Genomic DNA, 23,323 nt, shown 5'->3' with positions numbered 1-23,323 from the left:
GCCGTCCGGATCAGATCTGCACGGTCGCCTTCCGCATGGCTGTCAGAGGACTCGAGTACAGCGAACTGAGCGAGACGACGCCGGCCGCGTGCTCCTGGACCCGATTGCCGAATCCGGTGATCCGCACGTCGGACCCGCCCACCCGGGAGGCGCTCGACAGAGCCTGCGCCACCTGCGGTACGGCCTCGGGATAGTCGGTGAACGCCTGCCCGCCGAGGATCACCCGGTCCGGATTGAACAGGTCACGCAGCATCGCGACCGCCCGGCCGAGAGTCCGCGCCCGATCGGTCAGGATCTCCTGCGCCGGAGCCGAACCCGCCCGCGCCGCGCGGTACAGCGCGGCGATCGGCGGCAGCGGGTCGCCGCCGGGCAGGACACCGGCGCGGCGGGCCGCGAGCAGCACGCCGCGATCACTGACGGCGGCCTCGAGGCACCCGGTGGCCCCGCAGTCGCACTGCGCATCCGAGCCGGTGGGCAGGTGCGCGATCGACCCGGGTCCCGCGCTCGGGGTGTGCACCTTCCCATCGAGAGTCAGTGCCAGACCGACAGTTTCGCGTGCATAGAAGTACAGCCCGCTACCTCTCACCTCGGTGTTGTCGGCGCGCTGCGGCGTCAGCAGCAACTCGGACGCGGCCATCGCCTCGACGTGGGCGGCGACCGATACGGGCAGTCCGAACCCGGCCCCGACCACGTCACCGACGCGCGCGTCGGTCCAGCCGAGGCGGGGATGATCGACCACACCGGTCTCCGGGTCCACACGACCGCCGAGTGCCACCCCCACCCACAGGGGGCGCCGCCGGTGCCAGCGGGCCGCGAAACTGCGTGCGCTGCCGGTGATGGTGGCCAGCGCCGACCCCGACGCCCCACGTGGCGTCGGGATCTCGACTGCGCCGAGAATCCTGCCCCGCAGGTCCGACGCGATCACGCTGGTGACGACGGCGCCGATGTGGATGCCGACGGTGAGGTAGGACTCGTGGTCCACCTCGAACGGGATGCGGGGGCGGCCGACGGTGCCCGCCGGGGCGAGGTCGGGCCGCTCGCGCAGGAGTCCCACCGCCAGCATCGCCGACACGTGCCGGTTGACGGTCGCGATGCTCGAACCCGTTGCGCGCGTTGCCTCGTCGCGTGACAGGGGTCCGCCGCCGGCGGCGACACGGAACACCGCGGCGGCCGGGCTGTCGGCGATCCCGAGGGTGGGAGCCACGATTCGAGGTCGAGTGGCGGGGCGGGCCGCCCCGGAACGTGGGGTTCTCGACGTGGTGGTGCGAGCGGTCACGGGTCTCGTTCGGGTGGCGTGAGGCGCTGCAGTGAGCATGAGTCTGTCCTTGCCCCGCCCCGGGAGGGGACGGCTGTCGACGCGGTCGGGTGACGCGCTGCGACGGAGATCAGGTCCGACCGGTGGGGCGGACGATCAGCACGAACGGGGGTGCCGGCAGCGCGGAGTCAGCTGAGGGAAGCGCGGCAGGGACAACAGAGTTCCCGAGCCAGCGGCAGCCGGGACCCCAGCGCGGCGGTCACGTAGGTGACCCGCGGTGCGGAGGAGATACCGGACGACATGACGATCAAGCTAGCATCTGCGCGCGCATACCCCCAGCCCGTCCCCCACCCCGGGTTCGTGTCGGCACTACGATCGAGCCATGAGCCTGTCACCGGACACCCGCGTCGCCGTCGTCACCGGAGCGAGCTCCGGCATCGGGGAAGCCACCGCCCGCACCCTCGCCGAGCAGGGATTTCACGTCGTCCTCGGCGCCCGCCGGCTGGACCGGCTCGAGGCCATCGCCGCCGAGATCGGCGGCACCGCACTCGAGTTGGACGTCACCGACGAGGACTCGGTGGACGCATTCTGCGCGGTGCTCCCCCGTGTCGACCTGCTCGTCAACAACGCCGGCGGCGCGAAGGGCCTCGCGCCGGTCCTCGAGGCGGACCTCGACGACTGGCGCTGGATGTGGGAGACCAACGTCCTCGGGACGCTGCGCGTCACGAAAGCGCTGCTGCCCAAGCTGATCGACTCGGGCGACGGCCTGATCGTCACGATCACGTCGGTGGCCGCGTTCTCCGCCTACGACAACGGTTCGGGCTACACCTCGGCCAAGCACGCGCAGGCGGTCCTGCACCGCACCCTGCGCGGTGAGTTGCTGGGCAAGCCGGTGCGGCTGACGGAGATCGCGCCGGGCGCGGTGGAGACCGAGTTCTCGCTGGTGCGATTCGACGGCGACGCCGAGCGCGCGGCGAAGGTGTACGAGGGCATCACCCCGCTGGTGGCGGAGGACATCGCCGAGATCATCGGATTCGTCGCGTCCCGTCCGCCGCACGTGAACCTGGACCAGATCATCGTCAAGCCGCGCGATCAGGCCGAACCCGGTCGTTTCCACCGCACCACCGGCTAGTCCCGGTAGCCTCGCGGCATGCAGCACCGATTGCGGCCGGGTCCGCTTCTCGACGCGCGCGGGCGCCTCGCCGAGGCGGGGTGGGCGAGCGCCGAGGCCCGTCGCTACGACCGCGATGCCGTCGCGGCGCCGTCGTGGCGGATCAAGGAGTGGGACTACTACTGCGTCCTCACCCCCGATTACGGGCTGGCGCTGACGGTCGCCGACAACAGCTACATGGGCCTGTTGGGCGTGTCGTGGCTCGACTTCCGCGGCCGATGCGAGTGCACGGAGAACGTCATGCTGCCGTTCCCGATGGGCCGGATGGGCCTGCCGGCGAGCGCCGACGACGGCGATGTCGTGGTGGACCGCCGGAAGATGCGGATCGCGTTCCGTCACGTCGACGGCGGACGGGTGCTCAGCATCGACCATCCCGGTTTCGACGGTGGTCGCGGCCTGCGGGGCGAGCTGCATCTGACGCAGCCGCCGATGGACCGCATGGTGATCGCGACGCCGTTCCCGAAGGACTACAAGGCGTTCTACTACAACCAGAAGATCAATTGCATGCCCGCGAGTGGCGAGATCACTGTCGGTACAGAGACTTTCGACTTCGATCCGGAGACCACCTTCGGTGTGTTCGACTGGGGTCGTGGGGTGTGGACCTACGACAACGTCTGGTACTGGGGGTCCGCATCGGGTGTCGTCGACGACCGCACGTTCGGCTTCAACATCGGATACGGGTTCGGCGACACGTCCGCGGCGAGCGAGAACATGGTGTTCGTGAACGGTGTCGCGCACAAGCTGGACCGGGTGACGTTCCACCTGCCCGAGGGCACCTTCGACGGCGCCCCCTGGAAGTTCAGCAGCAACGACGGGCGCTTCGAGATGACGTTCGAGCCGATCATCGACCGGGCGGCGTCGACGGACCTGAAGGTGCTGCGCTCCATTCAGCACCAGGTGTTCGGCCGGTTCACCGGGCATGTCGTGCTCGACGACGGCAGCCGGGTCGAGGTCACCGACCTCCTCGGATTCGCCGAGGAGGTCCGCAACCGCTGGTGAACGGTCGCGCTCACCACTCCCGATAGGACGGTGTGGCCGGCGCTTCCTCCTGCGGGCCGCCGTCGTCGTCCTTGCCGTACAGCCGACGTTGATGCTTTCGTTGCATCGCGGTGTAGCTGCGGATCTCTCGGACGAGGAGCACCACGAAGACCACGGCGACGACGCACACCGCGATCACCAGTTCCGGAGCCACGCCCACCGTCGGCGTCGTCTGCACCCGAGACCTCCTAGTTCATATTCAACGAGCTTGCGGCGCTGGGCGGTTCGGCCGGAGGCTGCTGCCCGAGTGCGGCCTTGGCATCCTCCCCGGCATGCGCACCGATCATGCCGGCCGCCATGTCCTGCCCCGCTGAGACCAGCTTGCGCTCGGCGACATTCGCGATCCCGTCCACGAGCAGATCGTTGACCTGCGAACTTCCGAGCGGACTGGACACCGCCGTCGACACGACGGTTCCGTACACGTCCTTCCCGAGCGCGGCCATGTCGAATCGGTCCCGGTTGCCCTCGGCCATCTGCATCAACTGGATACCGGCGGACAGGCCCCCGTCGCGGAGCACGGCCACCGCGATCTCGCGGCCGAGTTTGCCGATGAGTTCCTGCAGGATCATCCGCACGGTTACCTGGGTGGCTATCTCGGCTGCGGGGATGGCCGCCGCGCTCGCACCGAACGTTCCGGCCGCGGCCGCGAGGAGCGACGCGATCTCCACCGCGAGCAGGCCCAATGCGGCGATGATCGAGAGCTTCGCGTGTTCGACGTCGGCGGCGGTGCTCTCGCACGAGTCGGCGAGTTGACGGCACGCGGCGGCGAGTTCCTCGACCGAGGCCCCGACCTCGCGCCATCTACCGGCGACGGCGTCGTTCACGTCTCCGGTCAGGGCGTCCAACGCCGGCTGGATGGACCGAGCACCGTCGGCGCCGGCCCGATCGAGGCGGACGGCGGCGAGCTCCCACGCGTCGGACAGTCGACGCAGCGACGTCTCGTCGGCCTCCGGCCAGTCCTGCCCGACCGCGACCGAGGCGACGGTTCGCAGCGAACCGGGGATCTCGATGCCCATCAGTGACCGCCCCCCAGCGTGCCGGCGAGTCCGCTATCGGTCTGCTCGAACACCTCTGCGGTGTCCCGCAATCCGCCCGCGACGCCCGCGAACACCTCCGCGACGTGCCGCAGCGCGGATCGGGCACCGTCGGCGCCCGGAACGTACGTGGACGCGAATGCCGTTCCGGGAGCATCCGTTCCCCAGCTCGCGCCCTCCGTGTCGAGAGTCGAGGCGAGCTCGCTCAGCGCATCGGTGAGCCGGTCGGCGAGGACGTCGAAGTGCGGCGCGGCACCTCGCAACTGCTGCGGGTCCACCCGCATCTCGTCAGCCACGGTGCGCCTCTCTCATGATCGGTGCCCGCCAGTCGTGGAGGTCGTCGTCCTGGGCCGGAGTACTCGGATGCTCGGTGCCGGGGCCGAACTCGGTCGCCACCGTCGGGACCAGGTTCCGGATACTCGGCGCCCCGTCCACCAGGTCGGGCAGGTCCGGGAGGTTCGCGGTCAGTGCAGCGACCGGCGCCATCAGTTCCGCGATGCGTGCGCGTACCTCGGCCACCGCGGCCCGGGCCGTGCCGGCAACGACATCGGCGAGCCGTGCGGGCGTCGTTCGCGTGAATGTCGACGGATCGAAGTCCACCGCCACCACCGCGCCGGACGAGTCGACTGTCACCCGGACCAGCCCGTCCGGCGATTCCGCCTGGGCAGTGGTGTTCGCGACAGCCCCCTGCGCTACCGCGAGTGCCTCCGTCTGCTCGTGCAGCCCAGCGAGCAGAGCATCGATCTGCTCCTGCAGCGCGGCGTTGCGACCCCTCGACTGCTCGCGCGCGGCGTCTCGAGCGTCGGCCCGAATACCGTTGTCGGTCATTGCGTCCCTCCCGATCTTCCCCTTCGCTGTCTATAGACGCGGGCGTGAGGGAATCGGTTCCATCGGGCCGAGAAGTCGTCAGCGCACGGGCACGCGGGTGCGGATCGCCTCCACCAGGCGCTGTATCTCTCCCGCCAGATCCACGGTGGCTGCCGGTGCGACGACGACGGCACCGGTTTCGCGCATCGTGTAGCGCCCGTCGCCATCGAAGTCGAGCCAGTGCAGCCCGATTCCGTCGGCCGTGGGCCGACCGTCGTATGCGACGCCCGCAAACGCGGTGATCTCACCGATGCCGGTGCGGGGGCGCCGCAGCAGCCCCAGCGCCTCGTCACGAAGGCGGGTGGCGCCGGCCGATACGAGTAGAGGACCACCGGCGGAATCGAGGTCGCTGCGACGGAAGCGCAGTGCGCTGCGGGATCCGGCCGGGACCGCGGGAAGGGCGGCCGCGACGGCATGGGGGATCTGCATCGGCGGAACCCCGTGGATCAACACGTCGCCGCCGGTGTCGGCGTCGGCACCCGGCAGCTGGATCGCCAGTGTTGCTCCGGTGCCGCGAATTCCGGCGTGCATGCGTATCCGGGCCGCGAGTCCGGCACCGGCGAAACCGGCCACTTCGAGCCGGATGTCGGGCTCGGCGAGCACCGTCAGGTGGTGGTGAAGGGTCTCGGTGACTCGCGGCGCCCAGTACTGTGCGGCCGCGCGGCGCTGCCGATCCAGGTCGTCCCGGTCGTCCGCGGTCGGCCGGAACCGCAGCGGGTACGGCAGCCGGTCCCGCCCCAACTGTCTCCACAGGACCTCGAACTCGAGGCCGGTGAACCGCCAGCTCGAGTCACTCCCTGTCCGACCACCGGCAGATTCGCCGAATCCCACCCCGTCACCCCTCCCCGAGTGCACAAGCGTCGCCCACGGAAGACGTCGCCCACCGACAATAGACGCGCCGGCACCCGAGACGGTTCCACGCGATCGGCACGAGCGCCCACTCCTTCTCGTTCCGGGCGGGAATCCGCAGGATCGGCCGAGGAATGGGCGCTCAGGCTCACAGCGTCGCCGCGGCCCGCTCGATCGCGTCCGACACCTGTCCCGGCTGCGACACCAGCACCGCGTGTGAGGCGCCGGGGATGTCGGCGATCTGTGCACCCGCGCGTTCGGCCATGAATCGCTCGGACGCGGGTGGGATCACGCGGTCCTGGCCGGGGATCACCGCCCAGGTCGGCAGGGTCTGCCATGACGGGTCCTGTGTCGGCTCGAGGTTCGCAGACAGTGCGATGGACCGCTGGTGGGCAATCATGTCGGCTGCGGTGGCGTCGGAGACATCCTGGCAGAAGGCCTCGTGGAAGCGGCTCGGGTCGATGTAGCCGTCGATGTTCTTGCCGATGGGATTGGTCGTGTCGTCGACCACCTTCACCTGCAGCACCGGCGGCACCAGTTGGCTACCGGGGAACGTGAGCGGGTTGAGCGCTGCCATCGCCGGTTCTCCCTGCGCCGGAATGAATCCGGCCACGTAGACCATTCCGGCCACGTTGGGCGAATGGGTGTTGGTGATGACGGCACCGCCGTACGAGTGCCCGACCAACAGCACCGGGCCCGGGATGTCCGCGAGGGCCTTCTCGATCGCGGCCGAATCGTAGGCCGGTCCGCGCAGCGGATTCGACGGCACCACGACGTTGTACCCGCGCCCTCGCAGTTCGGCGGCGACGGGATCCCAGCTCGTGGTGTCCGCGAACGCGCCGTGCACCAGCACGACGGTCGGCACGGGCTTGGCGGTCGCCGGCGACACTCCCACCGCCAGAACCGCTGCGAGTGCCAGCACGCACATCGCCGTCAACGTCCGAATCCTGCGCATTCTCACGGCGGATCTCCTCGCGTCGGAAGTCCGTCGACTTTCCCACGCCGCCAACACAGGTCAGGACGGTTCGGCCCAGCCGAGACTCAGCCGTGCCTCACCCGAGACTCACGCGAGCGCCGACATCGACAGCCACGTCGGCCAGTCGATCGCCCAGTCGTAGACGTCGCCGTCCGCGGCCGAGAGGTCGATGCGGGTGCCGGTGACCTCCACCGGATCGCCGTACATCGCTGTGCCGAAGTACTCCTCGGCGTCCGACAGCGACAGGTTGATGCACCCGTTCGTCACGTTCGATGCGCCCTGGACCCCGACCGTGGCCGGATTCGCGTGGATGAACTCGCCGTTGTTGGAGATCCGCACCGCCCAGCGCTCACGGACGTTCTCGTAGTACGGCGGGTTGGACATCAGGAAGTCCTCGTGCTTCTCGGTGACGACGTGGACGCCGCTGCGGGTGACGTTGCGGTCCTCGTTGCCCTCGCCGTAACTGACGGGAATGTCCATGATCGTGACACCGTCGCGGACCACCTGCATGCGATGGCTCGGGGCGTTCGCCTTGACGATCTGGCTGCGGCCGATGGAGAAGTTCAGGCTCACGTCGCCCGCGCCGTAGGCGCCCCCACCGAAGTCGACGCCGTACAGATTGGCATCGACGTTGACGGTCGTGCCGGGTACCCAGTAGTTCGCCGGCCGCCAGTGCGCCCGCGCGCCACGGTCGTCGGGCAGCCACGCCCACGCGCCGGGGGTCGGCGGGTTCGTGGTTACCTTCAGTGCCTTCTCGACGGCGGCCTTGTCCGCAATGGGTCCGTCGAACTGGAGGATGATCGGGGCCCCGATGCCGACGACCTGACCGTCGGCGATGTTGGTGCGCACCGACGTCGTCGTGACCGGGTCCACGGTCGTGAACGAGCCGGCGACCGGCACGGATTTACCGTCCGAACCGACTGCGGTGCCAGTCCACGTGTAGGTGCTGCCGTAGCCGAGGGGTTCGGTCACGGTGAACGACTGACCGTCGGGGCTCAGCGCACCCTGCACCACCTTGCCGGTGGCATTGGTGAGCGCGACGCCCTGCAGCGTGCCGCCGTCGACACGGATCGAGACCGGTTCGACGGGGTTGACGCCCTTCGCGCCGGCGGCCGGCGTCTGGACCACCTCCGCAACGGGGGCGGCCTCGGCCTTGCTGTCCGTGGCGCCACCCGTAGCGATGGTGCAGCCCGCGAGCAGCGTCACACCCAGCAGGACGGCGACCACCGCCAGCAAACGCGTCCGAATTGACCGAATCCCCTGATCATGCACGGATTCAACGGTACTCGCCGCACGGTAGTGGCTTTCGTCACTCAGACATCGATCAGATGACGACGCCCACCGTGACGGGCTCCGGTTCGAGGCGCACCCCGAACGCGGACTCGACACCGTCCCGGACAGTTCGGGCCAGGTCCACGAGGTCACCCGTGACGGCCTGCCCGCGGTTCGTCAGGGCCAGGGTGTGCTTGGTGGACAGGCGAACCCGCGACTCGGCACCCGGGTAGCCCTTGCCGAACCCGGCACGCTCGATGAGCCAACCCGCGGACAGCTTGGTCAGCTTGGTGCCGGCCTCCCCGGGGAACTGCGGGATCCGCACGTCCGCACCGACCTTCGCCCGGATCGCGTCGAGAATCGTGGGCAGGCTCACGTCCGGGACCACCGGATTGGTGAAGAACGACCCGGCGCTCCACGTGTCGTGGTCGTCGGCGTCGAGCACCATGCCCTTGCCGCGGCGCAGGCCGAGGACCACGTCGCGCACCTCGGCGGTGGGCCGCCGCTCGCCCTCCTCGGCGCCGAGAGACGACGCCAGTTCGCGGTACGCGAGCGGTGCGCTCGAGCCGTCGGGCCGGACGGTCATCTCGACGGCCAGGACCAGCGCGTCGTCGCGGTGCTTGAGGACGCTGGTGCGGTACCCGAGGCCCAGCTCGGACGGCTCCGCCCAGTGCACGTCGCCGGTGGTGCGATCCAGCAGCTGCACGCGTCGCAGCAGCGAGCCCACCTCGACGCCGTACGCGCCGACGTTCTGCACCGGGGTCGCCCCGGTCGAGCCGGGGATCCCGGACAGGCACTCGAGCCCGCCGAGGCCCGCGGCGACGGTCTTGGCGACGACGTCGTCCCACGCGGCGCCGGCCTGCGCGAGCACGGTCTCGTCACCGAGCTCCACCCCGGCGTCGGCGACACGGACCACGACGCCGGCGAACCCGTCGTCGGCGATCACCAGGTTGGATCCGCCGCCGAGGATCAGCGTCGGCACCTGCGCGTCGTCGAGGGCGCGGACGACGTCGACGAGGGTCCGGGTGGACGGGCATTCGGCCAGTACCGCGGCGGGGCCGCCGAGCCGCAGGGTGGTCAGGGTCGACAGCGGCACCTGCTCGGACAGCTGGGCGCCGGCGTCGACGAGGCGCCCCCGGATGAGTGGATCCAACACGTGGAAACGGTAGCGTGCCGTCCATGGCCCGACACATCGAGCATTCCGCGCAATACCCCCAACCCGTCGCGACGGTGCACGCCGCACTCACCGACGAGGGCTACTGGCATGCCCGTCTGCAGCAGGTGGGCGGGCCCGGCGCGAAGCTCGACAAGGTCACCGTCGGTGACGGCACCATCGACGTGGCGATGACGCAGGCCGTCCCCGCCCAACATCTGCCGTCCGTCGTCACCAAGATCCGTCCCGGTGACCTGATCATCACGCGTACCGAATCGTGGGGTGCACTACAGGGCGACCGGGCCGTGGGCACCTTCTCCGCCGAGGTCGAGGGCGCTCCCGGGCAGCTGCGCGGCACCATGACGCTCACCGCGGACGGCAGTGGATCGCTGCTGGTCATGGAGGGTGAGGTCGAGGTCAAGATGCCGCTGATCGGCGGCAAGATCGAGTCGGTCATCGCCGGTCAGGTCCTCGAACTCCTCGACGCCGAGGAGGACTTCACCGGCCAGTGGACATCCTCGGCCGGGTAGCCGCTTTCTCCAACGGACCGGGCACCAGCCGGTAATCTGCCGGTCATGGCCCGTCGTATCGACTACTCCGCCAGGTTCGACCACCCTGCCGAGCTGGTGTACGCCGCGCTGGGCAACCCGGACTACTGGGAAGCGCGGATGGAAGAGATGCGCAAGTACGCCGACAACGCAGGGAACCTCGTCTCACACGAGGTCCACGACGGCGGCATCGACCTGGTGCTGCACCACGTGCTGCCCCGCAAGGACCTGCCGGAGATCGCGCAGACCGTGCTGAAGAAGGACCTGATCATCACCCGCAAGGAGCGGTACACCCCGTTCGGTGACCCCGTGACCGGCACCTACGAGGCCTCCATTCCGGGCGGACCGGGCAGCCTCACCGGCACGATCGAACTGTTCGGCACCGACACCGGGTCCACGCTGCGCACGTCTTCGGAGGCGAAGGTGTTCATCCCGTTCGTCGGCGGCAAGCTCGAGCAGCTGATGCTGGTGAACCTGGTCGACCTGTTCCGCACGGAAGCCGAAGTCACGGCCACCTGGCTCGCCCGGCAGTAACCGGCGTGCGTGAAGGTAAACCCGTCGGCGTCATCACCCGCGGCACCACAGGTATCAATCGGCTGCGCCGAAGCGACCGCTGGCTCGTGCACAGCCCCGCCGTCACGAGGATGCTGCGTGACGCCCCCGACCCGCTGATCGTCGACCTCGGCTACGGCGCGATGCCGGTCACCACGTACGAGATGGCGTCCCGCCTGCGGACGGTGCGCCCCGACGTCCGCGTCGTGGGGCTCGAGATCGACCCGGACCGGGTGGTCGAGGGCCGCGACGGCGTGAGCTTCGCGCGCGGCGGCTTCGAACTCGCCGGCCTTCGACCCACCCTGATCCGCGCGTTCAACGTGCTGCGCCAGTACCCCGAGGACGCCGTCGACGAGGCGTGGGGCCGGTTGCGCGCCGGTCTCGCGCCCGGCGGTCTGATCGTGGACGGCACGTGCGACGAACTCGGGCGCCGCTGCGCGTGGGTGCTGCTCGACCGCGACGGCCCGCGCTCGCTGACGCTCGCCTGGGATCCGTTCGGCGTGGACCGGCCCAGCGACATCGCCGAGCGCCTGCCCAAGGCGTTGATCCACCGCAACGTCCCGGGCGAACGCATCCACGACCTGCTCGTCACCGCCGACCGCGCCTGGGCGACCGCCGCCGGGCTGGCGCCGTTCGGCCCACGGGTGCGGTGGCGGGAGACACTGCATCTGCTCGCCGACCTCGGCGTCCCCGTCGCACCCCAGCGCCGCCGCCTGCGGGACTGCGTCCTCACCGTGCCGTGGAGCTACGTCCGGCCCGGGCGGTAGCGCGTACGGTTCACCCGCCGATCGCCGGCATCACCGATCGCGAGCTACGCAGACTCGCAACGGAACTCGCCGATCACGATGCCGCGACGCTACTGGCACGACCCCAGCGCGTGCTCGATCCGCTCGGCGACCTGTTCGGGCCGGCCGTCGCATTCGGCGCGCAGGCGTTCGGGGTCGATGCGGCCGATCGCGACGCCGTCGCTGACGACCTCGTCGAACAGGTCCTGCGCAATCCCGCCGGTCGCGAGGTCGAGTGCGGTGCACAGCGGGGTGGTGATGCCGAACGTCCCGGTCTGTTCAGTGTCCTCGGGTCGCAGTTCCCGGCGGTGCAGCGCAAGCCGGCGGGTGGGTGCGGGTGCCGAGCCCGTCGTCGACAGGTGCACGAAGCTGGGGTGCAGATGGCCGAGGCCGTGCAGTTCTGCGGCGCTCTGATGCGAGACCACCGCGGCGCCCTCGAACCACGCACACCACTTGGCGTACTCCTCGAGGTCGGTGCGCGGGAATGAGGCGAGCCGGAACAGATCCCGTTCGATCCGCAACCAGGACCCCTCGGCCAGGCGGCCGCCGATATCCTCGGCAGTGCAACCAAGACGCAGCGCCTGCCCGGTCGTGAAATACCCCGCTTGCCGGAGCGCAAGACGACGCAGATCCTCACCCGCCTCAGGGGTGGGTTCTCGCCGCGGATCTGTCCAGCCCGCCATGCAGCAACAGTACTGCGCGGATATGCAGCGGATCACAGTTTTGGCGGAGCCGGTGTCCATACCGATCCCCCATTCACAGAAACCGTTCAGAGTCTTCGGGGAGAATCCTTCTCATGTCGGCACCAGTGAACGCACCCCAGATGCCCACGCCCCCGAAGCCCAAGCGGCGCAAGGCGGTCATGATCTCGCTGATCGTGGTCGCAGCGCTGGTCGTCGCACTCGTCGGCGGTGAGCTGTTCCTGAGGCAGCGCGCGACCAGTTGCATGGAGTCGCAGTTCCAGAGCCAGCTGGGCTCCGACGTGAACGTCAGCCTCAGCTGGAAGCCGGTGCTGTGGCAGATGGTGGGCAAGGACGTTCCGTACGTGAAGATCGACAGCTCCGGCTCGTCGTTCGGCCCCGCTCAGGGGATGGCGGTGCACGCCCGCGCCAACGACATCAAGATCACGGACTCCCCCGACAGCAGCGGCACCATCGGCAGTTCCAGCGCCGACGTCACGTGGTCGACGGCTGGGATCCTGGCAACCGTGCAGTCGCAATCGCTGGGCAACCTGGTCAGCTCGGTGACCTCCGATCCCACAGCGGGGACGCTGAAGTTCGCCGTCGGTCCGGCGGGACTGGCAGACCTGACGGTGCGCCCGTCGGTGCAGAACGGCGAGGTCGTCGTCGAGACGGTAGGCGCGGAGATCCTCGGACTCGGCCTGCCCACGGCGCTCGTCGACGGGATCGTGCAGACCCTGACGGACAGCCTGCAGCAGTACCCGCTGGGCATGGCCCCCACGTCGCTGACCGTCACGGACAACTCCGTCGACCTGAACCTCGAGGGCGGTCAGTACGTGATGCCGCCGCAGGACCCCAACGTGCAGAGCGGCTGCAGCCTGCTCTGACGTCCGGTCAGGACTGGTCCGGCAGCCCGTCGAGCACGGCGCGGGTACCGGACAGTCCCAGCCGGGTGGCGCCGGCCTCGATCATGGCCAGCGCCGCCTCGGCGGTGCGGATGCCGCCGCTGGCCTTTACGCCGAGCCGACCTCCGACCGTCTCGGCCATCAGGCGCACCGCCTCGACGCTCGCACCGCCCGCGGGGTGGAATCCGGTGGACGTCTTTACGAAGTCGGCGCCCGCCAACTGGGCGGCCCGGCAGCTTTCGACGATCGCCTCGTCCGACAGGGCGGCCGACTCGATGATCACCTTCAGCACGGGTCCCGGGCCGATGGCCTCACGAACGGTGAGGATGTCCGCGAGGACCGCGTTGTACTCGCCGGCGACGGCGGCCCCGATGTCGATCACCATGTCGACCTCCGCTGCGCCCTGTTCGACCGCGAGGCGCGCCTCGGCGCCCTTGACCAGCGAATGATGCTTACCGGAAGGGAATCCGACGACGGTCGCGACCGCCGGTCCACCCGCGCCCTCGGTCCGCAGCGGCAGCATCGACGGCGACACACACACCGCGTACGCGCCCAGTTCGCGGGCTTCCGCGACCAGCGCCCGGACATCGGCGTCGGACGCCTCCGGTTTGAGCAGCGTGTGGTCGACCATGGCGGCAACTCGGGACCGGCTGAGCGCGATGTCGGACATGCCTCGAAGCTTGGCACAGCTCGTTAGCATCGGTCGTATGGCAGGCACGCACGCCGAGGAGATAGCCGCGACTTTCGACGCGGCCGCCGCCGACTTCGACCTGGTGGCCCCCGATGTGTGGGGTCCGGCGGGGCAGGCGCTGGTGTTCCAGGCCCGACTGAGTCCGGGTGACACGGTCCTCGACGTCGGTAGCGGCACCGGTGCCTCCGCGCTGCCCGCGGCCCTCGCCGTCGGCCCCACCGGGCTGGTCCACGCGGTCGACCTCTCCGACGAGATGCTCGAGCGCGGCCGGGTGAAGGCGTCGGACCGGGCGCTGCTCAACATCGAGTTCGTGTGCGCCGACGCCACCACGTGGGAGCCGCCGAGCACCGTCCCCGACGTCGGCTACGATGCCCTGCTCAGCTCGTACGCGGTGTTCTTCCTGCCCGAGATGGATCAGGCGTTCGCACGGCTGTGCGGTCTGGTGCGTCCCGGGGGCACCGTCGGCGTCACGGCCTGGCAGGACACCGCGCTGCGCGAGTACGCGACGACGTTCCTCGACGCGCTCGGACGGCACCTGCCCGAGCCGCTCCCCGACCGCACCACCGAGATGGAGCCGGCGCAGCGGATCGACAGCACCGACAAGCTGGGCGCGTGGCTCACCGACGCCGGAACCGAGGCGGTCGAGGTGCGCGCACTGTCGAACCTGATCCCGGCGACCGAGGAGTTCTGTTGGAACTTCGTGCTGGGCAGCGGGTTACGCGCAACGCTCACCGGCCTGGCGCCCGACGTGGTCGACCGGGTGCGACGCGAGTTCATGAACCTGATCACCGACCGCGAACTGCACACCGTGGACGCCACGACGCTGGTCGGTACGGCGAAGGTCGTCGGGTTTCCCTGACCTGAGAGACTGGGCCCATGAGTTCAGCTGCCTCGACCGACGACCGTCGTTACGTCTTGTCTCTGGGTTGCCCCGACCGCACCGGCATCGTGGCCCGCATCTCCGCGTTCCTCGCCGAGATCGGCGGCTGGATCGTCGAGGCCGCATACCACGCGGACGCCGATACCGGTTGGTTCTTCACCCGGCAGGCGGTGCGTGCGTCGTCGATCAGCCTGAGCCTCGAGGAGATGCGCGAGAAGTTCGCGGCGGTGGCCGCCGAGCTGGGTCCCGAGACCGAGTGGACGCTCACCGACACCGGCGAGCGCAAGCGCGTCGTGCTGCTGGTCAGCAAGGAGGGCCACTGCCTGCACGACATCCTCGGCCGCGTCGCCGCCGGTGAGCTGCAGTGCGAGATCGCTGCTGTGATCGGCAACCACCCGGACCTCGAGCGGGTCACCAAGCGCCACGGCGTCGACTTCCACTACGTGTCGTTCCCGAAGGATCCGGCCGAGCGCGGTCCCGCGTTCGAGCAGGTGCGCAAGCTGGTCGACGAGCACGACCCGCACGCGGTGGTGTTGGCCCGATTCATGCAGGTGCTGCCCGCGGAACTGTGCGAGCACTGGGCCGGCCGCGCGATCAACATCCATCACAGCTTCCTGCCGTCGTTCGTCGGCGCCCGCCCGTACCACCAGGCGTTCACGCGCGGCGTCAAGCTGATCGGCGCCACGTGCCACTACGTGACGGCAGAGCTCGACGCCGGCCCGATCATCGAGCAGGACGTCATCCGCGTCGATCACACCGACGAGGTGGCGGACATGGTGCGTCAGGGCCGCGACATCGAGAAGCTGGTCCTCGCCCGCGGCCTGCGGTGGCACCTGGAGGACCGCGTCCAGGTGCACGGCCGCAAGACCGTCGTCTTCAGCTGACGGACGTCGGTTGACGCCGCAGTCAGTTCGAGCTGCGCAGGCGCTCGACCTCGGCGTTGAAGTCGGCGACGGCCTCGACCGACGTCATGTGACCGATGCCCTCGAGCACGATCAGCCGGTCGAGGTGCTCGGCGTCGTCGAGGGCCTGCGCCAGGCGGCGGGCGTGTGACGGCGGTGTGAGCCGGTCCGCGGTGCCGACCATGACCGTGGTCGGCACCGTCAGGTTCTTCAGGCCGTCCTTGATGTCGAGGGTGCTCAGCGCCGCGCCCCATCCACCGCGGGTGCGGGGATGACACCCGGTGACGATGCGTTCGCAGAACGCCACCTCGGCGGGTGTCGCGCCGGGCGCCATCGCGACGTACTTGATCGCGCGCGTGGTCATCGGGGACGCCGGCATCGGCATGGCCGATCCGAGGACCGCCCGACCCACGGGCACCGGCATCCGCGGAAAGCGTTGCGGCAGTGGGATGACCGTGGTCTCGGCGACCAGGCTGTCGGTGCCGGTGCTGGCCAGCAGCACGGAACTGGCGTACCGATCCACCTGCTCGGGGTACTTGCCGGCCCATGCGACAATGCTCATGCCACCCATGCTGTGCCCGACGATCTCGGCCTTGCGTCCGTCGCGCACCGTGGCGGCGAGGACGGCGGCCAGGTCGTCGGCGAGGACGTCGGGGCTCAGCGGAATCCGACCGATGTCACTGCGGCCGTGACCGCGCTGGTCGTAGGCGATGACGCGGTACTTCTCGGCGAGCGCGTTGATCTGCGGATTCCAGAAGTCGGACGAACACGTCCAGCCGTGGCTGAGCACGATCGGATCGGCGTCGGGCGATCCGTAGGCCCGCACGTGCAGCTCGGTGCCGTCGGCGCTGGTGACCGGGATGATCTCCGGTTCGATCCCCGGAGTGGCGAACAGCGCTGCCTCGTCTCCGGGATCTGCTGTCGCCGACGCGTTCCGCGCCCGCGCCGCAACCACGGCACCACCCGCGAGTGCTACCGCTCCCACGGCACCGATCGACGTCCACAGCGCCTTGTGCGACTTCCGTGCAGCCACTTCCACTCCCCTGTTCCTCTAGCCGGCGCGCGTCGAGTCCGACTCGGGCGCAACCTGTTCGAGCTGACTCGCGGCTTTCGCGAGCGCCTTCGAGATCTGTTCCTCCATCGCCTCGGCGAACAGCGCGTGCACCGCGTCGTGCGCGAGCGGGCGCACCTGGTTCACCAGGGCCGCAACCTCCGAGACCGTTGCCGGGTCGAGGTCGAGCGTGCCGCCCTCGGGGGCGAGGTACCGGTCGGAGACCAGTTCGACGAACCGGGCCGCGACATCACCGAGATCGCGGCGGACCGCCTCGGTCTGCTCGAGAATGTCGGCGAGTGGGACCCCGGCGTCGACGAGGACCTGGGCGGCCTCCATGAGCCGCGGGTTGGCGACGGAGTAGTCCTTGCCGGCCTTCGCGAGGACACCCAACTGGGTGCCGAGCGCGATGTTGGCCTCGGTGGTCTGCTCGCCGAACATCCGGCGCAGTTCCGACATCGTCAGTTTCGCGGCTCGACGGTACTTCTTCCACCGTCCGCCCGGGTCGTCGGTCTCGAGAACGTCGCGGACCTGCAGTCCGTACTGGGCGGCGGTGAGCAGTTCACTGATGGTGGCGAACGTGTATCCACGGTCGAGCATCCGGCTGATGAGATTGAGCCGCGCCAGGTGCGACTCGTTGTACCAACCGGCGCGCCCCTCCTTGCGCGGCGGCGGCAGCAGACCACGATCCTGGTAGACCCGCACATTCCGCACGCTGACACCGGCCTCGCGAGCGAGGTCGTCGATGCGGTATTCCTTCATGTTCCGCCTTCCCCACTGGGACCGCGACGGCGTCAGCGGTTCCGGCGCGGTCGACGGTGTGGGAAATTCTATCGCGGTGAGCGTGGGCACTAGATGACGTGCGCCCGGCGCAGCAGCGCCTTCGACGGTCCGCCGATCAGCCCGCACTCGTCGAGGAACTCGACGGTCTTGCGGGAACCCTCGCGGATCATCTCGTGGTAGTGCGCGTTGTTCCTCGCCGCCAGCTCGGCTTCGTCGACGTCGAGTCCGGCCGCCGCGTAGACCTGCTCGTTCACGAGGCACGTGACGATGAAGTACGCGGTGACACCCAGCACCAGACGCTGATAGGCGCGCTTGGGACGCGACAACGTCCTGACTCGTCGGACGGTCTCCTCGCGCGCGAACTTGATGTGCCGGGCCTCCTCGAGCACATGAATCTTGCTCACGGTCCGCGTGATCGGCTGCACCCGCTCGTCCTTCATGAAGTCGCGCTGCATCATGTCGAGGATCTCCTCGGCGAACAGCGTGCCGCCGTAGGCGAGTGATCCCGAGGCCGTCGACTTGAACAGCCGGGCGGAGTTGAGGATCCACCGCTTCGGCCGGTACGACGGGATACCGAAACGCTGCGCCGAGCGCGCGAACATCGTGGAGTGGCGGCACTCGTCGGCGATCTCGTTGAGCGCGAACTGCACGTGCGGGGTGGACGGATCGTGCGAGTAGATGTCACGCAGCAGCATCTGCATGAGGATCATCTCGAACCAGATCCCGGTGCCGGCGACGCTCGCCGCCTCGTGCTGGGTGAGGGTGATCCGCTGCTCCTCGGTCATCCGCTCCCACAATTCGGTGCCGTACAGGCTGCACCACTCGGGGGTCATGCCGTAGAGATCCTCGGGGACGGGCGCTTGCCAGTCGACCTCGACGAGCGGTTCGTACGACTTGCGCGCGGCCGACGCGAGCAGTCGCGCCGCGGTGTCCTGCCGATCCCCCACCCGCATGTGACGAGACTGCCGGGCTTCGGTGGACTCCCGGTGATGAGTGATCGACATCGTCAACTCCTGCTCGGGCCGGCGTTCGCACTCGTCGCGTTCACGCAGGTCATACGCTGGGAAAAGAGGCGGGACACGCCCGCATCCGGGCACGAATCGACGATAACACTGTCACAATGAGCATTGTCAAGGTTTATCTGTAACTTATCGTCAACAGATGGTTGGAGCGGGAGCGGACGGCTACCAGCGAGGTCCACGCTGGATGTCGTCGACCCGCGGGCGGACGTCGACGAGGTACACGCAGATGGCGACCACTCCGATGAGTCCGAGCATGTTGACCGGGCCGAACAGGAACACCACGAGCAGGGCGGCCACCAGGATGCCGAGCCAGATCGGCTTGCTCAACTTGTCCACCGCAGTGAACGCGTCCTTGCGCTGCCGCGCCGCATGAAAAATCGCGAAGGCAGCCCCGGCCAAGGCAACCAGCTTCAGCGCGAACAGGATCAGACCGATGAGACCGCCAGCGATAGTCACGATTCCATTCTACGGAGCCGTCGCCGCGCCGTCCCCCGCACCGTGAGGTACGAAATCGCGGGAGACGGCCGGCCGATGACGAAGGCGCCCGCCGGATGCTGTGGCACATGACACACTGATGGGTACCGGCGCGACCAACAGGATCGGCAGGCGTCATGGCACCCACTCCACGCAGCGCGGCCACCGACAACTCCGCAGAGACCTTCGACGCGGACGCCTGCGTCGTCGGGGCGGGTCCCGCGGGCCTGGCCGCAGGCAAGGCGATGGCCGACCGAGGCATCACATTCGACTGGTTCGAGAAGGGGTCGATGGTCGGCGGCCTGTGGCGCATCGACAACGACAACGACGGCTCGGCGGCGTACGAGACCCTGCACCTCAACAGTTCGCGGCCGCTGACCCAGTACCCGTCGTACCCGATGCCCGAGCACTGGCCCGACTTCCCGCACCACACCCTGATGGCGCAGTACTTCCAGAAGTTCGCCGAGGACAACGGACTCGTGGAGCGCATCACGTTCCGATCGCCGGTGACGCGGATCGAACCGCTTCCCGGTGACGGACTCCCTGGCCGTCAGGGGTGGGCGGTCACGACCGACGGCGGTCGGACCCGCACCTACCGCTCCGTGTTGGTGGCGACCGGACACCACGGTGTGCCCAAGCAACCGCAGTTCGCCGGCTCGTTCTCGGGCCGGTCCCTGCACGCGCACGAGTACGTGGAACCGTCGATGTTCGAGGGCAGGGACGTCCTCGTCGTCGGCGTCGGCAACTCAGGGATGGACATCTCGTGCGAGGCGTCGCGGGTGGCCCGCAACGTGTACCTGTCGACGCGGCACGGGGTTCATGTGATCCCGAAGTACGCCTTCGGTCGGCCCATCGACCAGTTCACGTCCCCGCTCTTCGCGTACATCCCCTTTCCCGTGGAACGCAAGCTCTACGAGATGCTCATCCGGCTCAGCACCGGCCGGCCGCAGGACCGCGGGCTCCCGAAGCCGGACCACCGGCTACTGAGCGCGCACCCCACGGTGTCCTCGGAGCTGTACGACCGGGTCGGGCACGGCGACATCACGATCAAGCCCGACGTCGACCGTCTCGACCGCGACAGCGTTCGTTTCGTCGACGGCAGTCGCGAGCACGTCGACGTCGTCGTGTACGCGACCGGTTACCGGGTGTCGTTGCCGTTCCTCGCCCCGGACGTGTACGACCCCGCCGGAAACTCGATGCCGCTGTATCAACGGGTGCTGACGCCGGATCGGCCCGGCCTGTTCTTCATCGGCTTCATCCAGACGGTGGGATCGAACATTTCGCTGGTAGAGCTCCAGTCGGACTGGGTGGGCGATCTGATCACGGGAGCCTCGCAGCTCCCGTCCGACGCCGAGATGCGGGACTGGATCGCTACCGATCAGGCCGCGCTCGCGCACCGATACGTCCGGTCCGAGCGCCACACGATGCAGGTCGATTTCTGGCGCTATCGGCGCGCGCTGAAGGAAGCCCGGTCCCGGAAGAAGAACCCGACGCTGGTCGAACGTCTCACCCGCCCGCTCCTCGGCCTGCGTTGACGACGAACCCGGGGCGCCTCGACAGAGGCGCCCCGGGTTCGTTGCGAGAGTCCGGAGGGCGCGACGACCCCCGGAGAAATATCAGTCCGTGGTCTTCTTCGTCGGAGCCTTCTTGGCGGCCGGGGCCTTCTTCGCGGCGGCAGCCGGGGTGGTCTTGGCAGGGGCAGGCTTGGGAGCCGCAGCCTTGGCCGGCGCAGCCTTCTTCGCCGCGGGTGCGGGCGTGGCCTTCTTCGCGGGGGCCGGGGTGGCCTTCGGTGCTGCGGCCTCGACCCGCCCGGCGGCAGCCTCCGACGTGGCCTCCGCACGCTCACCGGCGCCCACGACGCGGCTGGCGACCGAGTCGCCGGTCTCGGACAGGCGTTCCGCGACGCTGTCGCTGGTCTCCGACAGCACCACGGCAGCCTCGTCGGCGGCGTCGCTGATGCGGCCGGCCGCGCGACCGGCGAGCTTGGCGGCCTGCTCTCCGAGTTCGCGGGTCTGACGAGCCACGGTGCCGAGTGCTTCCTCGGTCAGTTCGACGGCGTCGCCGAAGACGGCCTCGGCGCGCCCCAGCTGCTCCTCGACGGCCGGCTGCTTGCGGATGCGGTCGACAGTCTCCTCGCCGCGCTCGGCCAGGGAGACGTACAGGTCGGACGCCACCTTCAGGTACGCCTCGGCGACCTTGCGCAGCTCGTCGGCGGTGAAGCGCTCGCGCAGCTCGGCGAGCTCCTCGGGCAGCTCGGACGGCAGCGCGGCGAGCCGCTCGCGCAGCTGCTCGACGCCCTCGGACACCTCGCCGGGCAGGTTGGCCCAGCGCTCGCGGGCCTCCTCGATGCGCTCGGACATGTCGGTGTTGGTGTTCTCGGCGCGCGAGCGCACCTGGGACACGACGTCGGCGACGGCCTGGACCACGAGGTCACCGGTACCGACGGCGGCGTAGAACGGGGTCTTCACGTTTTCGATGATCTTCGGATCAGTCATTCTCGGATCTCCTGTCGAGTGGATCTGCGATCTCGTGCTCTTCGTCGTCCGAGTCGGCCACACCCCCCGGAGCCTGATCGGCGGATTCGGACTGTTTCGGGTCGTTCTCGCGACAGAACGACTCGTAGATCTCGAGGAGCACCTGCTTCTGCCGCTCGGTGATGGCACCGTCGGCCAGTAGCGCGTCCCGGACCGGGCTGTGTGGGCGTTGTTCGAGGAATCCGGCCTGCATGTACAGGACCTCGGACGACACCCGCAAACCCTTCGCGATCTGAGCGAGGACGTCGGCGGACGGCTTTCGCAGTCCGCGTTCGATCTGACTCAGATAGGGATTGCTGACGCCGGCGAGTTGTGCGAGCTGACGTAAGGACACCTGCGCCGCTTCCCGCTGTGAACGGATGAAGCTGCCGATGTCCTGAGCAGCGTTGCTCACGACTCGCGCGGCACCACTCATGTCGTCGGGCTCGTCGGCCATCAGTACTCCCTGTTCTGTGCGCAAACCCCACGGTAGAACAGGGTGCTAACAATTGCAAGCACTTTGCTAGCACTTGCCTCGAGGTGTGCCGGAGAGCGGCCCCGATCAGCCGAACATGAGCTGCGAGATCGTGTAGATCGCCAGGCCCGCGAGGGCACCGACCACGGTGCCGTTGATGCGGATGAACTGCAGATCCCGACCGACCTGCAGCTCGATCTTGCGGCTCGCCTCCTCGGCATCCCACCGCTGCACGGTCTCGGTGATGATCGCGGTGATCTCGTCGGTGTAGTTCTCGGCGACGTACCGGGTGCCGGAGAGCAACCAGCCGTCGACCTTGGCGCGCAGCGTGGCGTCGTCCCGGAGGCGCTCACCCAGGCTCGCGACGTTCTCGGCGACCTTGCGGCGCAGCGTGCTGTCGGGGTCGTCGACGGATTCCATGATGAGCCGCTTGGTGACCCGCCATGTCGCGGCGGCGAGTCCGGTGATCTCCTCGCGGCCCATGATCTCGGCCTTGATCGACTCGGCCTTCGCGATCGTGGCCGGGTCGTTCTGGAGGTCGTCCGCGAAGTCGATCAGGAAGCGGTTGGCCGCCAGCCGCACCTCGTGTTCGGGGTTGGACCGGACCTTCCACGTGAACTCGACGAGCTCGCGGTAGATCTTCTCGCCGAGCATCGCGTCGACGAACTTGGGCGACCACGACGGCGAATCCCGGCTGATGATGCGGTCGATCGTCTCCTGGCTGTTCAACGCCCACTGGTGCGCGCGCTCGGCCAGCAGGTCCAGCAGCGGCATCTGCCGGTTCTCGCGCAGCAGCTCGGCGAGGACCTTGCCGATCGGCGGCCCCCAGTCGGGCTCGGCGATCCGTCGGACGATGGTGTTGTCGATGATCGCGGTGACGTCGTCGTCGTTGAGGACCTCGACCACGCCGCGCAGCAGGGTCGCGGTTTCGGCCGCGACGCGCTGTGCGTGCGCGGGCTCGGCCATCCACGTGCCGACCCGCAGTGGGATCTGCGCGTTCTCGACCTTCGCCGACACCACCTCGGGGGCCAGGAAGTTGTCGCCGACGAAGTTGCTGAGGCTCTCCCCCAGCTGATCCTTCTTCCGTTTGATGATCGCGGTGTGCGGGATCTTCAGCCCCAGCGGATGCCGGAACAGCGCGGTCACCGCGAACCAGTCGGCGAGCGCGCCGACCATACCGGCCTCGGACGCCGCCCTGACGTACCCGACCCACGCGCCCGCACCGCGGGACTCCTGCCATCGGCAGAAGAGGTAGACGACGGTCGCGAACACCAGGAATCCGGTCGCGATCGCCTTCATCTTCCGGAGGTCGCGACGTTTGGCGTCGTCGTCGAAGACGCCGGCGAACGTGGACGCGGATGACGGCACCGGCCGCGGCCGCTTCTCGGACGGAAGCGGGGCCGGGGGCGACTGCACGGGCTGCACGGGCTGCATGGGCTGCACACTC

The 23,323-nt window shown here is 69.1% G+C and carries 27 protein-coding genes; 9 read left to right on the top strand and 18 right to left on the bottom strand.

Annotation, left to right across the window (positions count from 1 at the left end; all coding sequences use genetic code 11):
- Positions 1 to 10 precede the first annotated feature (10 nt).
- Entirely contained in the window at positions 11 to 1,315 is a 1,305-nt protein-coding gene (locus tag DEU38_RS03120; RefSeq protein WP_114718681.1) for an ROK family protein, read from the bottom strand.
- A gap of 322 nt (positions 1,316 to 1,637) precedes the next feature.
- Between DEU38_RS03120 and DEU38_RS03115 the strand changes: the two genes are divergently transcribed.
- Positions 1,638 to 2,387 (top strand): SDR family NAD(P)-dependent oxidoreductase, encoded by a 750-nt coding sequence (locus DEU38_RS03115; protein ID WP_114718680.1) that lies wholly within the window; start codon positions 1,638 to 1,640, stop codon positions 2,385 to 2,387.
- A gap of 18 nt (positions 2,388 to 2,405) precedes the next feature.
- Complete coding sequence (locus DEU38_RS03110) at positions 2,406 to 3,425, top strand: DUF2804 domain-containing protein (RefSeq protein WP_114718679.1); 1,020 nt, start codon at positions 2,406 to 2,408, stop codon at positions 3,423 to 3,425.
- Positions 3,426 to 3,435: 10 nt separating this feature from the next.
- Here DEU38_RS03110 and DEU38_RS03105 read toward each other — a convergent pair whose 3' ends face one another.
- The 8 genes from DEU38_RS03105 to DEU38_RS03070 all read right to left on the bottom strand — a co-directional run bounded on the left by DEU38_RS03105 (position 3,436) and on the right by DEU38_RS03070 (position 9,618).
- On the bottom strand, positions 3,436 to 3,642 hold the full coding sequence (locus DEU38_RS03105) for a hypothetical protein (protein ID WP_114718678.1): 207 nt from the start codon (positions 3,640 to 3,642) through the stop codon (positions 3,436 to 3,438).
- A gap of 10 nt (positions 3,643 to 3,652) precedes the next feature.
- Positions 3,653 to 4,480, bottom strand: a complete 828-nt coding sequence (locus tag DEU38_RS03100; protein WP_114718677.1) for a hypothetical protein — start codon at positions 4,478 to 4,480, stop codon at positions 3,653 to 3,655.
- Positions 4,480 to 4,794, bottom strand: a complete 315-nt coding sequence (locus DEU38_RS03095; protein ID WP_258557614.1) for a WXG100 family type VII secretion target — start codon at positions 4,792 to 4,794, stop codon at positions 4,480 to 4,482. Before DEU38_RS03095 ends, DEU38_RS03100 begins: the two co-directional genes overlap by 1 nt.
- The gene (locus DEU38_RS03090; protein ID WP_114718676.1) at positions 4,787 to 5,326 is read right to left on the bottom strand and encodes a YbaB/EbfC family nucleoid-associated protein; all 540 of its coding nucleotides are present in this window, start codon (positions 5,324 to 5,326) and stop codon (positions 4,787 to 4,789) included. Before DEU38_RS03090 ends, DEU38_RS03095 begins: the two co-directional genes overlap by 8 nt.
- Before the next feature lie 78 nt (positions 5,327 to 5,404).
- Positions 5,405 to 6,196: an ESX secretion-associated protein EspG gene (locus tag DEU38_RS03085; protein ID WP_114718675.1), complete on the bottom strand. Its 792-nt coding sequence runs from the start codon at positions 6,194 to 6,196 to the stop codon at positions 5,405 to 5,407.
- 166 nt (positions 6,197 to 6,362) lie between these two features.
- On the bottom strand, positions 6,363 to 7,175 hold the full coding sequence (locus tag DEU38_RS03080; RefSeq protein WP_114718674.1) for an alpha/beta fold hydrolase: 813 nt from the start codon (positions 7,173 to 7,175) through the stop codon (positions 6,363 to 6,365).
- Positions 7,176 to 7,277: 102 nt separating this feature from the next.
- Positions 7,278 to 8,462 carry an Ig-like domain-containing protein gene (locus DEU38_RS03075; protein ID WP_114718673.1) on the bottom strand — a complete coding sequence of 395 codons (1,185 nt, stop codon included), beginning with the start codon at positions 8,460 to 8,462 and terminating at the stop codon, positions 7,278 to 7,280.
- 52 nt (positions 8,463 to 8,514) lie between these two features.
- On the bottom strand, positions 8,515 to 9,618 hold the full coding sequence (locus tag DEU38_RS03070; protein ID WP_114718672.1) for a UDP-N-acetylmuramate dehydrogenase: 1,104 nt from the start codon (positions 9,616 to 9,618) through the stop codon (positions 8,515 to 8,517).
- A 23-nt stretch (positions 9,619 to 9,641) separates the two neighbouring features.
- On the opposite strand from DEU38_RS03070, the gene DEU38_RS03065 reads away from it, so the two are divergent.
- Genes DEU38_RS03065 through DEU38_RS03055 form a run of 3 tightly spaced genes read left to right on the top strand, consistent with a single transcriptional unit; the run spans position 9,642 to position 11,482 of the window.
- Complete coding sequence (locus tag DEU38_RS03065) at positions 9,642 to 10,145, top strand: DUF2505 domain-containing protein (RefSeq protein WP_114718671.1); 504 nt, start codon at positions 9,642 to 9,644, stop codon at positions 10,143 to 10,145.
- A 45-nt stretch (positions 10,146 to 10,190) separates the two neighbouring features.
- Positions 10,191 to 10,697 (top strand): DUF2505 domain-containing protein, encoded by a 507-nt coding sequence (locus DEU38_RS03060; RefSeq protein WP_114718670.1) that lies wholly within the window; start codon positions 10,191 to 10,193, stop codon positions 10,695 to 10,697.
- 5 nt (positions 10,698 to 10,702) lie between these two features.
- Positions 10,703 to 11,482 (top strand): class I SAM-dependent methyltransferase, encoded by a 780-nt coding sequence (locus DEU38_RS03055; protein ID WP_114718669.1) that lies wholly within the window; start codon positions 10,703 to 10,705, stop codon positions 11,480 to 11,482.
- A gap of 89 nt (positions 11,483 to 11,571) precedes the next feature.
- On the opposite strand, the gene DEU38_RS03050 is transcribed toward DEU38_RS03055, so the two are convergent.
- Positions 11,572 to 12,183, bottom strand: a complete 612-nt coding sequence (locus DEU38_RS03050) for a type IV toxin-antitoxin system AbiEi family antitoxin domain-containing protein (RefSeq protein ID WP_114718668.1) — start codon at positions 12,181 to 12,183, stop codon at positions 11,572 to 11,574.
- 140 nt (positions 12,184 to 12,323) lie between these two features.
- Between DEU38_RS03050 and DEU38_RS03045 the strand changes: the two genes are divergently transcribed.
- The gene (locus DEU38_RS03045; protein ID WP_114718961.1) at positions 12,324 to 13,067 is read left to right on the top strand and encodes a DUF2993 domain-containing protein; all 744 of its coding nucleotides are present in this window, start codon (positions 12,324 to 12,326) and stop codon (positions 13,065 to 13,067) included.
- A 7-nt stretch (positions 13,068 to 13,074) separates the two neighbouring features.
- On the opposite strand, the gene deoC is transcribed toward DEU38_RS03045, so the two are convergent.
- A complete protein-coding gene (deoC, locus tag DEU38_RS03040) occupies positions 13,075 to 13,755 on the bottom strand; it encodes a deoxyribose-phosphate aldolase (protein WP_114718667.1) in 681 nt (226 codons plus the stop codon).
- 37 nt (positions 13,756 to 13,792) lie between these two features.
- Here deoC and DEU38_RS03035 point away from each other — a divergent pair, with 37 nt between their 5' ends.
- Positions 13,793 to 14,635, top strand: a complete 843-nt coding sequence (locus tag DEU38_RS03035) for a class I SAM-dependent methyltransferase (protein WP_114718666.1) — start codon at positions 13,793 to 13,795, stop codon at positions 14,633 to 14,635.
- Positions 14,636 to 14,652: 17 nt separating this feature from the next.
- Positions 14,653 to 15,540, top strand: a complete 888-nt coding sequence (gene purU, locus DEU38_RS03030; protein ID WP_114718665.1) for a formyltetrahydrofolate deformylase — start codon at positions 14,653 to 14,655, stop codon at positions 15,538 to 15,540.
- A gap of 22 nt (positions 15,541 to 15,562) precedes the next feature.
- Here purU and DEU38_RS03025 read toward each other — a convergent pair whose 3' ends face one another.
- From DEU38_RS03025 to DEU38_RS03010, 4 genes are all read right to left on the bottom strand, one after another.
- Positions 15,563 to 16,597, bottom strand: a complete 1,035-nt coding sequence (locus DEU38_RS03025; protein WP_114718664.1) for an alpha/beta fold hydrolase — start codon at positions 16,595 to 16,597, stop codon at positions 15,563 to 15,565.
- 12 nt (positions 16,598 to 16,609) lie between these two features.
- A complete protein-coding gene (locus tag DEU38_RS03020; protein WP_114718960.1) occupies positions 16,610 to 17,371 on the bottom strand; it encodes a MerR family transcriptional regulator in 762 nt (253 codons plus the stop codon).
- A gap of 89 nt (positions 17,372 to 17,460) precedes the next feature.
- Positions 17,461 to 18,396: a diiron oxygenase gene (locus DEU38_RS03015; protein ID WP_114718663.1), complete on the bottom strand. Its 936-nt coding sequence runs from the start codon at positions 18,394 to 18,396 to the stop codon at positions 17,461 to 17,463.
- A 180-nt stretch (positions 18,397 to 18,576) separates the two neighbouring features.
- A complete protein-coding gene (locus DEU38_RS03010) occupies positions 18,577 to 18,870 on the bottom strand; it encodes a DUF2516 family protein (protein ID WP_114718662.1) in 294 nt (97 codons plus the stop codon).
- Between the two features lie 155 nt (positions 18,871 to 19,025).
- Between DEU38_RS03010 and DEU38_RS03005 the strand changes: the two genes are divergently transcribed.
- Positions 19,026 to 20,423: an NAD(P)/FAD-dependent oxidoreductase gene (locus tag DEU38_RS03005; protein WP_114718661.1), complete on the top strand. Its 1,398-nt coding sequence runs from the start codon at positions 19,026 to 19,028 to the stop codon at positions 20,421 to 20,423.
- An 81-nt stretch (positions 20,424 to 20,504) separates the two neighbouring features.
- On the opposite strand, the gene DEU38_RS03000 is transcribed toward DEU38_RS03005, so the two are convergent.
- The 3 genes from DEU38_RS03000 to DEU38_RS02990 form a co-directional block, all read right to left on the bottom strand.
- Positions 20,505 to 21,383 carry a heparin-binding hemagglutinin gene (locus tag DEU38_RS03000; RefSeq protein WP_114718660.1) on the bottom strand — a complete coding sequence of 293 codons (879 nt, stop codon included), beginning with the start codon at positions 21,381 to 21,383 and terminating at the stop codon, positions 20,505 to 20,507.
- Positions 21,376 to 21,858, bottom strand: coding sequence for a helix-turn-helix domain-containing protein (locus tag DEU38_RS02995; RefSeq protein ID WP_254622631.1), 483 nt, complete (start codon positions 21,856 to 21,858; stop codon positions 21,376 to 21,378). The genes DEU38_RS03000 and DEU38_RS02995 overlap by 8 nt, the downstream gene beginning before the upstream one ends.
- Positions 21,859 to 21,963: 105 nt before the next feature.
- Positions 21,964 to 23,175 (bottom strand): DUF445 domain-containing protein, encoded by a 1,212-nt coding sequence (locus DEU38_RS02990; RefSeq protein WP_174914948.1) that lies wholly within the window; start codon positions 23,173 to 23,175, stop codon positions 21,964 to 21,966.
- Between the last annotated feature and the right edge of the window lie 148 nt (positions 23,176 to 23,323).

It is taken from the genome of Rhodococcus sp. AG1013 (assembly GCF_003350365.1).
Taxonomy (GTDB): domain Bacteria; phylum Actinomycetota; class Actinomycetes; order Mycobacteriales; family Mycobacteriaceae; genus Prescottella.
Note: the sequence above shows the minus strand (reverse complement) of the source record. Positions and strands in the feature narration are given on the sequence as shown.

Bases quoted from the DNA above. Each gene is read 5' to 3' on its own strand.
- DEU38_RS03015 (WP_114718663.1), bottom strand. From the start codon at position 18,396: ATGTCGATCACTCATCACCGGGAGTCCACCGAAGCCCGGCAGTCTCGT.
- DEU38_RS03120 (WP_114718681.1), bottom strand. From the start codon at position 1,315: ATGCTCACTGCAGCGCCTCACGCCACCCGAACGAGACCCGTGACCGCT.
- deoC (WP_114718667.1), bottom strand. From the start codon at position 13,755: ATGTCCGACATCGCGCTCAGCCGGTCCCGAGTTGCCGCCATGGTCGAC.
- DEU38_RS03060 (WP_114718670.1), top strand. From the start codon at position 10,191: ATGGCCCGTCGTATCGACTACTCCGCCAGGTTCGACCACCCTGCCGAG.
- DEU38_RS03100 (WP_114718677.1), bottom strand. From the start codon at position 4,480: ATGGGCATCGAGATCCCCGGTTCGCTGCGAACCGTCGCCTCGGTCGCG.
- purU (WP_114718665.1), top strand. From the start codon at position 14,653: ATGAGTTCAGCTGCCTCGACCGACGACCGTCGTTACGTCTTGTCTCTG.
- DEU38_RS02990 (WP_174914948.1), bottom strand. From the start codon at position 23,175: ATGAAGGCGATCGCGACCGGATTCCTGGTGTTCGCGACCGTCGTCTAC.
- DEU38_RS03115 (WP_114718680.1), top strand. From the start codon at position 1,638: ATGAGCCTGTCACCGGACACCCGCGTCGCCGTCGTCACCGGAGCGAGC.
- DEU38_RS03000 (WP_114718660.1), bottom strand. From the start codon at position 21,383: ATGACTGATCCGAAGATCATCGAAAACGTGAAGACCCCGTTCTACGCC.
- DEU38_RS03065 (WP_114718671.1), top strand. From the start codon at position 9,642: ATGGCCCGACACATCGAGCATTCCGCGCAATACCCCCAACCCGTCGCG.
- DEU38_RS02995 (WP_254622631.1), bottom strand. From the start codon at position 21,858: ATGGCCGACGAGCCCGACGACATGAGTGGTGCCGCGCGAGTCGTGAGC.
- DEU38_RS03045 (WP_114718961.1), top strand. From the start codon at position 12,324: ATGCCCACGCCCCCGAAGCCCAAGCGGCGCAAGGCGGTCATGATCTCG.
- DEU38_RS03090 (WP_114718676.1), bottom strand. From the start codon at position 5,326: ATGACCGACAACGGTATTCGGGCCGACGCTCGAGACGCCGCGCGCGAG.
- DEU38_RS03035 (WP_114718666.1), top strand. From the start codon at position 13,793: ATGGCAGGCACGCACGCCGAGGAGATAGCCGCGACTTTCGACGCGGCC.
- DEU38_RS03020 (WP_114718960.1), bottom strand. From the start codon at position 17,371: ATGAAGGAATACCGCATCGACGACCTCGCTCGCGAGGCCGGTGTCAGC.
- DEU38_RS03050 (WP_114718668.1), bottom strand. From the start codon at position 12,183: ATGGCGGGCTGGACAGATCCGCGGCGAGAACCCACCCCTGAGGCGGGT.
- DEU38_RS03005 (WP_114718661.1), top strand. From the start codon at position 19,026: ATGGCACCCACTCCACGCAGCGCGGCCACCGACAACTCCGCAGAGACC.
- DEU38_RS03110 (WP_114718679.1), top strand. From the start codon at position 2,406: ATGCAGCACCGATTGCGGCCGGGTCCGCTTCTCGACGCGCGCGGGCGC.